Below are 12,131 nucleotides of genomic sequence, written 5' to 3'. Positions count from 1 at the left end.
TCGCCCCGCCGCGGTGGAGCGGCCGCCACGCGGGCCCGGTGCGCAGACGCACCGGGCCCGCGGCGCGTTGCGGCGGGCCTGCTCGTTCCGTTTGGGTGTCTGGAGGAAGTGACAGGCAGCTGCCCCTTACGCGCGACGCGCCGGAGCTCTACTCTGATCACCACTCGTAGGTTACTCACAAGTTAAACAAGTAGCCGCAGGGACATAAGCAGAGCCAAGAAGCAGACACAAAAAGCAGATACAAGAAGCAGCCGCCAGCCAGTTCGCCGCACCGTCGTGGGCCCGGAGGATGTCGTGAGCGACACACAGACCTTGATCGAGAACCGTCCGCCGTCCGTGGCGCATCTCTTCCTGGAGCGCGTGGCGGCCACGCCGGATGCCGAGGCCTACCGCTACCCCGTCCCGGCGGCCTCCGGCGAGGGCCCCGACGACTGGAAGTCGCTCAGCTGGGCGCAGGCCGCCGAGCGCGTCCACGCCATCGCCGCCGGGCTCGTCGAGCTCGGCCTGCGGTCGGAGGACCGGGTCGCCCTCGCCTCGTCCACGCGCGTCGAGTGGATCCTCTGCGACCTCGCCATCATGTGCGCCGGCGCGGCCACCACGACCGTCTATCCGCAGACCAACGCCGAGGAGTCGGCGTACATCCTCGCCGACTCCGGCAGCCGGGTGCTGATCGCCGAGGACGCCGCGCAGCTCGCCAAGGCCCGCGAGAAGCGGGCCGACCTGCCCGAGCTGCGGCACGTCGTGGTGCTCGACCCCAAGGGCGCGGACCCCGTCGACGGCGACCCCGAGGGCTGGGTGCTCACGCTCGCCGACCTGGAGGCCCGCGGCGCCGCGCACCTGGAGAAGAACCCGGAGCTCATCAAGGAGCGCATCGCGGCGATCACCAAGGATCAGCTCGCCACGATCATCTACACCTCCGGCACCACGGGCCGCCCCAAGGGCGTGCGCCTGCCGCAGGACAACTGGTCGTACATGGCCAAGGCCATCGCCGCGACCGGCCTCCTCGGCCCGGACGACGTGCAGTACCTGTGGCTGCCGCTCGCGCACGTCTTCGGCAAGGTGCTGACCTCGGGCCAGATCGAGCTCGGGCACGTCACCGCGGTCGACGGCCGCGTCGACAAGATCATCGAGAATCTGCCGGTCGTGCAGCCGACGTACATGGCGGCCGTGCCCCGCATCTTCGAGAAGGTCTACAACGGCGTCGCGGCCAAGGCGCGCGCGGGCGGCGGCGCCAAGTACAAGATCTTCCTGTGGGCCGCCGAGGTGGCCCGCGAGTACGCGAAGGTCAGCCAGGACAACTTCCGCAGGACCGGCACGGCCTCGGTGCCCTTCGGGCTGCGCGCCAAGCACAAGGCCGCCGACACCCTCGTCTACTCCAAGCTGCGCGAAGCCTTCGGCGGCCGGCTGCGCGCCGCCGTCTCCGGGTCGGCCGCGCTCGCGCCCGACATCGGCTACTTCTTCGCGGGCGCCGGCATCCACATCCTGGAGGGGTACGGCCTGACCGAGTCCTCCGCGGCCTCCTTCGTGAACCCCGGCGAGGCCTACCGCACCGGTACCGTCGGCAAGCCGCTGCCCGGCACCGAGGTGCGCATCGCGGACGACGGCGAGATCCTGCTGCGCGGCCCCGGCATCATGGAGGGCTACCACGGCCTCCCCGACAAGACCGCCGAGGTCCTCGAATCCGACGGCTGGTTCCACACCGGGGACATCGGCGAGCTGTCCGTCGACGGCTATCTGCGGATCACCGACCGCAAGAAGGACCTGATCAAAACCTCCGGCGGCAAGTACATCGCGCCCGCCGAGGTCGAGGGCCAGTTCAAGGCCGTGTGTCCGTACGTCTCCAACATTCTCGTGCACGGCGCCGACCGCAACTTCTGCGCCGCCCTGATCTCCCTCGACGAGCCCGCGATCCTGGAGTGGGCCAAGGAGAACGGCCTGGAGGGCAAGTCCTACGCCGAGGTGTGCGCGGCTCCCGCGACGGTCGAGCTCATCGACGGCTATGTGCGGCAGCTCAACGAAGGCCTGCAGCGCTGGCAGACCATCAAGAAGTTCCGGCTCCTGCCGCGCGACCTCGATGTCGAGCACGGCGAGCTGACGCCCAGTCTGAAGCTGAAGCGTCCGGTGGTCGAGCGGGAGTACAAGCACCTGATCGAGGAGATGTACGCGGGTTCGCGCGAGGCCTGAGCGCGCAGGCACGCGGCCCGGGGTCCTGGGGCCTCCCGTGCGCGGCCGGGGCGTCGGCCTAGACGCCCCGGCCGCGGCGCATCTCCTGCACCAGTTCTTCCATGTGCGTCACGTGGCGGCGCAGTTCGAGGACGTCCTTGAGGCTGCTCGCGGACATATGGGTCTCGATCGCCGAGAGCCGCGCGGCCAGCTCGTCGAACTGGCGCTGCTCGCGGGCCAGGATCCGCTCCAACTGTCTGTTCTTACGGTGCAGTTCGAGGAAGACGGTGACCTTGGCGCGCAGCACCCAGGGGTCGAACGGCTTGGTGAGGTAGTCCGCCGCTCCCGTCGCGTAACCGCGGAAGGCGTAGCCGGCGTCGTTGTCGGTGCCCGTCAGGAAGATGATGGGCACGTCCTTGGTCTGGTCGAGGCGTTTGATGTTCGACGCGGTCTCGAAGCCGTCCATGCCGGGCATGCGGACGTCCAGCAGGATCACGGCGAATCGTTGCCTCAGAATCGCCTTCATGGCCTCCTCGCCCGAACGGGCGCGCACCAACGGCTCGTTCAGTGATCCGAGGACGGCTTCGAGCGCCATCAGGTTGTCCTCCATGTCGTCGACCAGGAGGATGCTCGCGCGGTTGTCGGTTGGGGCCTCTGCACTCATGGTCACGGTGCCTCACTCGGTTGTCGGCGGAACAGCGCCTTCTCCTCGAGTGCTGGTCTGTTCCGGAGCGACAGTCTCTGGATCGGGGGATTCGGCGGAAGCGGGCTGCTCGGCGGTGGCCGAGCCGGCGGGGTCCAGGAGGGCACAGACGACGCCGAGCAGCTGGTCCACGTCCACGGGTTTCGGTACGTAGTCGGTGGCGCCCTGGGCGATGGCCTTCTCGCGGTCCCCGGGCATGGCCTTGGCGGTGAGGGCGACGATGGGCAGGCCCCGCCAGCGCGGACTGCGACGGATCGCGGCCATGGTTTCGTAGCCGTCCATCTCCGGCATCATGATGTCCATCAGGACGATGTCGACGTCCGGATTGCGCTCCAGCGTCTCGATGCCCTCGCGGCCGTTCTCCGCGTACAGGACGGGCATGCCGACGCGGCTCAGCACGTGGGTGAGCGCGAAGACGTTGCGGATGTCGTCGTCGACGATGAGCACCCTGCGGCCCGGCAGTATGCGGCCCGGGCGCCCTTCCTTCCACTCCTCCAGCTTGGTGGGCGCGGGCCAGCTGTCGTCGGGTTCCAGGCTGGTGTGCGGCCGCAGCGCGGCCTGTTCCATCGGCTCCGGCAGGTGCTGCGTGTGCGTCGCCGCGTACGCGATGGCGGCCGCGCCGTGGCCCGGATGCACCACGGGAACGTACAGCGAGAAGGTCGAACCCTGGCCGGGGGAGCTCTCCGCGGTGATGCGGCCGCCGAGCAGGCCCGCGATCTCGCGGCTGATGGAGAGGCCGAGGCCGGTGCCGCCGTACTTGCGGTTGGTGGTCCCGTCGGCCTGCTGGAACGCCTCGAAGATGACCGGCAGCTGCTCGGCGGGGATGCCGATGCCGGTGTCCCTGACGGCGAAGCAGAGCAGGTCTTCGTGGTCGTGCACCAGCCGGTCGCGGGCGGTCTCCTTGACGCGGCTGACGCGCAGCTCGACGCTGCCCGCCGAGGTGAACTTCACCGCGTTCGACAGGAGGTTGCGCAGGATCTGCTGGAGGCGCTGCTCGTCCGAGAACATCTCGCGCGGCACGTCCTCGCCGACCGACACGTCGAAGGCGAGCCCGCGGTCGAGGGTGAGCGGGCGGAACGTCGCGTGGACGTAGTCGAGGACCTTGATGAGTGGGAGCTTCTTGGGGCGCACGTCCATGCGGCCGGCCTCGATCTTCGACAGGTCGAGGATGTCGTTGATGAGCTGGAGCAGGTCGGATCCGGAGCGGTGGATGGTCGTCGCGAACTGCACCTCTTGGTCGGAGAGGTTGTTGTCGGGGTTGTCGGAGAGCAGCCGCGCCAGGATCAGCAGGGAGTTGAGCGGGGTGCGCAGCTCGTGCGACATGTTCGCGAGGAACTCCGACTTGTACTGCGAACTCGTGGCGAGCAGCGCCGCCTTCTCCTCCAGCTCCGCGTTCGAACGGCGCAACTCGGCCTGCTGGCGCTGGAGTTCGTCCGAGCGCTCCTGGAGCTGGGTGGCCAGGCGCTGGGACTCGCCAAGCAGTGACTCCGTGCGGGAGTTGGCGATGATGGTGTTGATGGCGACGCCGATGGTGTTCACGAATTGGTCGAAGAACGCCAGGTGGACGTCGGAGAAGCGGGAGAACGTGGCCAGCTCGATCACGCCGAGCAGCTTGTCCTCGAAGAGGATCGGGATGATCACGACGGTGGCGGGAGCCGCGTCGCCGAGCCCCGAATGGATCTTGATGTAGTCCCGCGGGACCTCCTCGACGAGGATGCGCTTCTTCTCCAGCGCGGCCTGGCGCACCAGGCCCTGCGCGGGCATCCCGCCGGTGTCGACGACCGAGCCCTGCGCCGCGCCGTACCCCGCGATGAACGCGAGGCCCTTCGCGGTGACCTGGGTGGGCGCCGGGCTCTCCGCGGTGTCCGGGTCGGCGAGGAAGAACGCGCCGTACTGCGCGTTCACCAGCGGGGTCAGCTCGCGCAGGATCAGGTCGGCGACCTCCATCAGGTCGCGGTGGCCCTGCATCAGGCCCGCGAGACGGGCGAGGTTGGACTCCAGCCAGTCCTTCGCACGGGTGGTCTCGCGGAGGTTGGACACCATCAGGTTGATGTTGTCCTTGAGGTCGGTGACCTCGCCGCGCGTCTCGACCGTGATGGCGCGGGTCATGTCGCCCTGGGCGACGGCGGAGGCGACCTCGGCGATGGCGCGGACCTGGGTGGTGAGGTTCAGCGCCAGCTCGTTCACGTTCGTCGTCAGGCGCTTCCACGTGCCGTACACGCCCTCGACCCGGGCCTGCCCGCCCAGCTGGCCCTCGGAGCCGACCTCGCGGGCCACACGCGTGACCTCGGAGGAGAACGAGGACAGCGTGTCCACCATGGTGTTGATGGTGGTCTTCAGCTCCAGGATCTCGCCGCGCGCGTCCACGTCGATCTTCTTGGAGAGGTCGCCCTGGGCCACGGCCGTCGCGACCTGCGCGATGTTGCGGACCTGGCCCGTGAGGTTGTCCGCCATGTAGTTGACGTTGTCGGTGAGGTCCTTCCACACGCCCGATACGCCGAGGACCTGCGCGCGGCCGCCGAGCCTGCCGTCCGTGCCGACCTCGCGGGCGACGCGGGTGACCTCGTCGGCGAAGGCGCGCAGCTGCTCCACCATGGTGTTGACGGTGTCCTTCAGCTCCAGGATCTCGCCGCGCGCCGTCACCGTGATCATCTTGGAGAGGTCGCCGTTGGCGACGGCGGTGGTGACCTGGGCGATGTTGCGGACCTGGGAGGTGAGGTTCGACGCCATGAAGTTGACGTTGTCGGTGAGGTCCTTCCACACGCCCGATACGCCGCGTACCTGGGCCTGACCACCGAGGTTGCCCTCGGTGCCGACCTCGCGGGCGACGCGGGTGACCTCGTCGGCGAAGGCCGACAGCTGGTCGACCATCGTGTTGATCGTCGACTTCAGCTCCAGGATCTCGCCCTTCGCCTCCACCGTGATCTTCTTGCCGAGATCGCCCTGGGCGACGGCCGTCGACACGAGCGCGATGTTCCGCACCTGGGAGGTGAGGTTGTCGGCCATGAAGTTGACGTTGTCGGTGAGGTCCTTCCAGACACCGGAGACGCCCCGCACCTGGGCGCGCCCGCCCAGATTCCCCTCCGTGCCGACCTCGCGGGCGACGCGGGTGACCTCGTCGGCGAAGGCCGACAGCTGGTCGACCATCGTGTTCACCGTCGACTTCAGCTCCAGGATCTCGCCCCGGGCGTCGACGGTGATCTTCTGGCTCAGGTCGCCGTTGGCGACGGCGGTGGTGACCTGGGCGATGTTGCGGACCTGGGAGGTGAGGTTCGACGCCATGAAGTTGACGTTGTCGGTGAGGTCCTTCCACACGCCCGAGACGCCTCGCGCCTGCGCGCGGCCGCCCAACTGCCCCTCGGTACCGACCTCGCGCGCCACGCGCGTCACCTCGGCGGCGAACGCGGAGAGCTGCTCCACCATCGTGTTCACGGTCAGCTTCAGTTCGAGGAGCTCACCCGTGGCCTCCACGGTGACCGTGCGGGTCAGGTCGCCCTGCGCCACCGCCGTGGTGACGAGGGCGATGTCCCGCACCTGGGCCGTCAGCCGGGCCGCCATCGTGTTGACGGCCTCCGTCACGTCCCGCCAGCTGCCCGAGAGCCCCCGCACCTTGGCGCGCCCGCCGAGCCGCCCCTCCGTGCCCACCTCGCGGGCGACACGCGTGACTTCACCCGTGAAGAGGGACAGCTGATCGACCATCGTGTTGACGGCACGCCCCAGACGGCGTAAGTCTCCCCGCAGTTCACGGGTGCCGTCGTGCAGGTCCACGCGCTGCGTCAGATCGCCGCCCGCCACCGCGTTCAGCACCCGGGTGGCGTTCGCCGCCGGCGCGACCAGCGCGTCCAGCAGGGTGTTGACCTCCGAGACCCGCGCTGCCCAACGGCCCTGACCGGGGCTCGCGCCGAACCGCTCGTCAAGTCGGCCGTGCCGTATGATCTCGCGGCGCACGCGGACCAGTTCGCCGTCGAAGTGGAGCGAACGGTCGAGCATTTCGTTGAAGACCGCGTACAGCTCGGCGGTGATGCCCTCGCCGACCGGTGCGACCTTGGTGAAGTCGCCGTCCCGTGCGGCGCGCATGGCAGCGAGAAGCGGACGCAGCTGGCTGGTGACCGATTCCGTGCCGGAGCCGGTCATCTGCGCCGGAACCGGAAGCCGGTCTCGCGGGGACACAGGCATAGCACTGTTCTCACTCATAACGGCCCACTTCGGTGACTCGGTGCTTATGGGCGTGGCCAGTCTGTCACTCTGTCGGTGTCGCCTGAGGCGCATTCGCCCGAACTGCTCAGGAGCCGCACCGTGGGGTCCATTCCGATGCAACGGAAGAACGATTTCCGTGCCTCCGCCACGGACCCGGACCCGGCCGGGCCACCGGCGGTGGTGCGCACCTCGCTGCCCGGGAACCCGCTGGCGCCCGCCGCCGCGCGCCGGTTCGTGCGGGCGGCGCTCGCCGACTGGACCGAACTGGGCGTGCCCGCCGCCGCGGGCATCACCGACCGCCTGGCCGACGACTCCGTGCTGCTGGTCAGCGAGTTGGTGACCAACGCCGTCGTGCACGCGGGCACCGCCGTCGAGCTGCTGTGCCGGCTCGATGACGCGCTGCCCGACGAGAGCTCGGACGCCGTCGTCATCGAGGTCTCCGACCACCACCCCTCCCGCGCCGTCCGCAGCGAACAGGGCCCGCCGCCGTCCTCAGGCACCCCCGAGTACGGCCGGGGCCTGCAACTCGTCGCGACCCTCTCCGGCTCCTGGGGCATCACCTACCGCACGGGCGTCAAGACGGTCTGGGCCCGGCTGCCCGTCGAAGGCGTCCGGGCCGCCCACGAGATCGAGTCGTACGCGAGCGAGCAGGCCCTGCAGCGCGGCCTGCGCGCCGCCGAGATCCTCGCCCCGCTGCCCAAGCGGATCTCGAACGACATGGAGTGGGTCAACAGGGGCGCGCTGACCTTCCTCGCCGAGGCGTCCGACCTGCTGGCCGGGCAGTTCGACGAGGACATGGTGGCCGCCCTCGCCGGGCAGCTGCTCGTGCCGCGCCTCGCGGACTGGTGCGCGGTGTGGCTGGAGGACGCCTCGGAAGGGCCGGCGCGCGGGGGCCTGGGGGCGCCGGGGGCGCGCCTCGCCCGTGTGTGGCACACCAGCGAGCACCGGATAGAGGAACTGCGCCGCGTCCTGGAGAAGGAGCCGCCCCGGCTGCCCGAGGCGGCGGGCTCGGGCGCGTTTCCTGTTCCCTGGCCGGGGGAGGCGCTGGTGGGCGGGGCGGGTGAGCCGGCGCCCGGTGGGTCCGGTGGGTCCGGCTCCGGGGCGACCGCTGTGTTCGACGCTTCCGCGGCGTCCGGCTCGTCCGGCGCGGCACTCGCGTACCGGCTGACCGCGGGCGGGCGCGCGCTGGGCACGCTCCTCATCGGCCGGGCCGGCCTCGTCCGGTTCCCCGACGAGGTCACCGGCCTCGTCGAGGACTTCAGCCGCCGGGTCGCCCTGGCGATCAGCACGGCCCGGCGCTACCAGCGCCAGGCCAACATCAGCCAGGTCCTCCAGCGCGGGCTGCTCCCCAGCAAGGTCGCGGAGATCCCCGGCGTCGAGAGCGGCCTGGTCTACGAACCCCGGGACAAAGGCGGCCCCGGCGGCGACTTCTACGACGTGTTCCAGGCGGGGGAGGGCCGCTGGTGCTTCGCGCTCGGCGACGTGCAGGGCAAGGGGCCGGAGGCGGCCGTCGTCATCGGGCTCGCCCGGCCCTGGCTGCGGCTCCTCGCCCGCGAGGGGTACCAGGTCGCGGAGGTCATGGACCGTCTCAACCAGCTGCTCCTCGACGACGCGACCGAGGCGGCGGACGCGGCGGCGGCGGTCGTCGCGGTGGCGGGCGGGCAGGGCGTGCCGCCCGACGGGCCCACCTCGCGCTTCCTCTCGCTCCTGTACGGGGAGCTCGTGCCGTACGAAGGGGGCGTGCGCTGCACGATCGCGTGCGCCGGGCATCCGTTGCCGCTCCTGCTCTCCCCGGAGGGAGAGGTACGGGAAGCGGCCACTCCGCAGATGCTGCTCGGGGTCGTCGACGACGAGACGTACACCAGCGAGAGCTTCGAGCTGCGGGCCGGTGAGACGCTGCTGTGCGTCACGGACGGCGTGACCGAGCGCCGGACGGGGCGGCGCCAGTTCGACGACGGGAACGGGCTCGCGGCGGCGCTGGCCGAGTGCGCGGGGCTCGACGCTCCGCTGGTGGCGGAGCGGATCCGCAGGCTCGTCCACGAGTTCTCGGAGCGGCCGCCGGACGACGACCTCGCGTTGCTGGTGCTTCGGGCTCAGGGAGCGAATGAGTGAGCGGCGCGGGGTTGCCCGAGGGTGCGGGACAATCGAAGACATGCCTTCCGCACTGCCCGATGGTGAGCCCATGCCCGAGGACGGGGCGCTGCCCGCGTCCGCCCTGGACGGCGCGGCCTCCCGCCCCCTCGGCTTCTACCTGCACGTCCCGTACTGCGCCACGCGCTGCGGCTACTGCGACTTCAACACGTACACCGCCACCGAGCTGCGCGGCTCCGGTGGCGTGCTCGCCTCCCGGGACAACTACGCGGACACCCTCGTCGACGAGGTGCGGCTCGCCCGGAAGGTCCTCGGGGACGACCCGCGGCCCGTGCGGACCGTGTTCGTCGGGGGCGGTACGCCGACGCTGCTCGCCGCCGGGGACCTGGTGCGGATGCTGGGCGCCGTGCGGGACGAGTTCGGGCTCGCGGTCGACGCCGAGATCACGACCGAGGCCAATCCGGAGTCCGTCGACGCGGCGTATCTGAGCGAGCTGCGGGAGGGCGGGTTCAACCGGGTCTCCTTCGGCATGCAGAGCGCGAAGCAGCACGTCCTGAAGGTGCTCGACCGTACGCATACGCCCGGGCGGCCCGAGGCGTGCGTCGCCGAGGCGCGGGCGGCCGGGTTCGACCACGTGAACCTGGACCTGATCTACGGCACGCCGGGCGAGACCGACGACGACTGGCGGGCCTCGCTCGACGCGGCGATCGGGGCCGGTCCCGACCACGTGAGCGCCTACGCGCTGATCGTGGAGGAGGGCACGCAGCTGGCCCGGCGGATCCGGCGCGGGGAGGTGCCGATGACCGACGACGACGTCCACGCGGACCGGTACCTCATCGCCGACGAGGTGCTGGGCGGCGCGGGCTTCGACTGGTACGAGGTGTCCAACTGGGCGACGTCCGAGGCCGGGCGGTGCCTGCACAACGAGCTGTACTGGCGCGGGGCCGACTGGTGGGGCGCCGGGCCGGGCGCGCACAGCCACGTGGGGGGCGTGCGGTGGTGGAACGTCAAGCATCCCGGGGCGTACGCGGGGGCACTGGCGGGCGGGGGGTCGCCCGGGGCCGGGCGTGAGGTGCTCTCCGCCGAGGACCGGCGGGTGGAGCGGATCCTGCTGGAGCTGCGGCTGCGGGAGGGATGTCCGCTGTCGCTGCTGAGGGAGGCCGGCCTGGCCGCCTCCCGGCGGGCGCTGACGGACGGGCTGCTCGAAGCCGAGCCCTATGGGGCCGGGCGGGCCGTGCTGACGCTGCGGGGCCGGTTGCTGGCCGACGCGGTGGTGCGGGACCTGGTCGACTAGGTCTCGCACCACCGCGTCACGGCAGGGTGACGAAGTCGATCAGTTCTTCGACCCGGCCCAGGAGCGGGGGCTCCAGGTCCTTGTAGGAGTGGACCGAGTTCAGGATGCGCTGCCAGGCCGCGCCGGTGTTCTCCGGCCAGCCCAGGGCTCTGCACACGCCCGTCTTCCAGTCCTGGCCGCGTGGCACGCGGGGCCAGCCGGGGATGCCGACGGAGGCGGGTTTCACCGCTTCCCATACGTCGATGTAGGGGTGGCCGACCACCAGGGCGTGGGCGCTGGTGACCTCCGCCGCGATGCGGGACTCCTTGGAGCCGGGGACCAGGTGGTCGACGAGGATGCCGAGGCGGGCGTCGGGGCCGGGGGCGAACTCGGCGACGATCCCGGGGAGGTCGTCGATGCCTTCCAGGTACTCGACCACGACGCCCTCGATGCGGAGGTCGTCGCCCCAGACGCGTTCGACGAGTTCGGCGTCGTGACGGCCCTCCACGTAGATACGTCCCGCGCGGGCGACCCGGGCCCGCGCCCCGGGGACGGCCACCGAACCGGAGGCGGTACGGGAGGGACGTACAGGAGCAGAAGCCTGCGTGGGCCGGACCAGGGTGACCGGGCGGCCGTCCAGGAGGAACCCGCGGGGCTCCATCGGGAACACGCGCTGCTTGCCGAAGCGGTCCTCCAGCGTCACCGTCGGGCCCTGCGCCGTCTTCTCGCAGCGGATCACCGCCCCGCAGAAACCGGTGCTCAGCTCCTCGACCACGAGGCCGGCGTCCGCCGCCACCTCCGGTACGGGCTTCGGCTTCTTCCAAGGGGGCGTGAGGTCGGCGGAGTACTGGCGCATTCCGGTGACGATAGGAAGAGCGGAAGGCGTTGCGGTCACGACACGCCGAAGCGGGCTGCCAGTGTGGCGCGTTGCGCGCGGACAAATGCCGCATTCACCGTGGCGCCGTGTCCGGGGACGTACAGCGCGTCCTCGCCGCCCAGGTCGAGGAGGCGGTCCAGCGCCGCAGGCCACCGCTTCGGCACCGCGTCCGGGCCCGCCTGCGGTTCGCCCGACTCCTCGACGAGGTCACCGCAGAAGACGATCTCCGGTGCGCCGTCGGTGCCGGGGACGAGGACCGCCAGGTCGTGGCCCGAGTGGCCGGGCCCGATGTTCGCGAGCAGCACCTGGAGGCCGCCCAGGTCGAGCGTCCACTCCCCGCACACCAGGTGGTGCGGGTGGACCAGCAGGTCGGCGGCCTCCGCCGCCGCGTCCGCGTCCAGGCCGTGGCGTACCGCGTCCTCGCGCAGTTCCTCGCGGCCCTTGGTGAAGACCGTCTCGATGCCCACCGCCCCGTACACCTCCACGCCCGCGAAGGCGGCCGCGCCGAGGACGTGGTCGAAGTGCGGGTGGGTCAGCGCGAGATGGGTGACCCGGCGGCCCCCGCCGAGGATTTGCCGGGCCTGTGTCCGCAGGGCCGCGCCCTCCGCGAGGCTCGACCCGGCCTCGATCATGAGGGCCGCGTCGTCCCCGACGACCAGCCCCGCCGTACAGTCCCAGCGGGGCAGGCGGCGCCGCCCCACGCGCGGTGCGAGCCGCTCCCAGCCCGCCGCTTCCCATGCCGGCGTCACGTTCATACGGTGACGCTATCCGCACGCGCGGTGTTCGGCAGCCGCTGTCTTGCCGGGGCCGTACCCGACGGCCGTACA

General features: G+C 71.0%; 7 protein-coding genes. 3 read left to right on the top strand and 4 right to left on the bottom strand.

Annotation, left to right across the window (positions count from 1 at the left end):
* Positions 1 to 294 precede the first annotated feature (294 nt).
* Positions 295 to 2,184: an AMP-dependent synthetase/ligase gene (locus tag ACH4D5_RS02325; protein ID WP_398297686.1), complete on the top strand. Its 1,890-nt coding sequence runs from the start codon at positions 295 to 297 to the stop codon at positions 2,182 to 2,184.
* 58 nt (positions 2,185 to 2,242) lie between these two features.
* Here ACH4D5_RS02325 and ACH4D5_RS02320 read toward each other — a convergent pair whose 3' ends face one another.
* Complete coding sequence (locus ACH4D5_RS02320) at positions 2,243 to 2,827, bottom strand: two-component system response regulator (protein WP_398297684.1); 585 nt, start codon at positions 2,825 to 2,827, stop codon at positions 2,243 to 2,245.
* A 12-nt stretch (positions 2,828 to 2,839) separates the two neighbouring features.
* Positions 2,840 to 6,943 carry a HAMP domain-containing protein gene (locus ACH4D5_RS02315; protein WP_398297682.1) on the bottom strand — a complete coding sequence of 1,368 codons (4,104 nt, stop codon included), beginning with the start codon at positions 6,941 to 6,943 and terminating at the stop codon, positions 2,840 to 2,842.
* A 234-nt stretch (positions 6,944 to 7,177) separates the two neighbouring features.
* Between ACH4D5_RS02315 and ACH4D5_RS02310 the strand changes: the two genes are divergently transcribed.
* Positions 7,178 to 9,175 (top strand): SpoIIE family protein phosphatase, encoded by a 1,998-nt coding sequence (locus ACH4D5_RS02310; RefSeq protein WP_398298503.1) that lies wholly within the window; start codon positions 7,178 to 7,180, stop codon positions 9,173 to 9,175.
* A 40-nt stretch (positions 9,176 to 9,215) separates the two neighbouring features.
* Positions 9,216 to 10,448, top strand: coding sequence for a radical SAM family heme chaperone HemW (gene hemW / locus ACH4D5_RS02305; RefSeq protein WP_398297680.1), 1,233 nt, complete (start codon positions 9,216 to 9,218; stop codon positions 10,446 to 10,448).
* Between the two features lie 16 nt (positions 10,449 to 10,464).
* On the opposite strand, the gene ACH4D5_RS02300 is transcribed toward hemW, so the two are convergent.
* Positions 10,465 to 11,283, bottom strand: coding sequence for a DUF3097 domain-containing protein (locus tag ACH4D5_RS02300; protein ID WP_398297678.1), 819 nt, complete (start codon positions 11,281 to 11,283; stop codon positions 10,465 to 10,467).
* A 35-nt stretch (positions 11,284 to 11,318) separates the two neighbouring features.
* Positions 11,319 to 12,053, bottom strand: coding sequence for an MBL fold metallo-hydrolase (locus tag ACH4D5_RS02295; protein ID WP_398298501.1), 735 nt, complete (start codon positions 12,051 to 12,053; stop codon positions 11,319 to 11,321).
* Positions 12,054 to 12,131 lie beyond the last annotated feature (78 nt).

The sequence above is a fragment of the Streptomyces sp. NPDC018029 genome (assembly GCF_044327655.1).
Lineage (GTDB): Bacteria > Actinomycetota > Actinomycetes > Streptomycetales > Streptomycetaceae > Streptomyces.
Note: the sequence above shows the minus strand (reverse complement) of the source record. Positions and strands in the feature narration are given on the sequence as shown.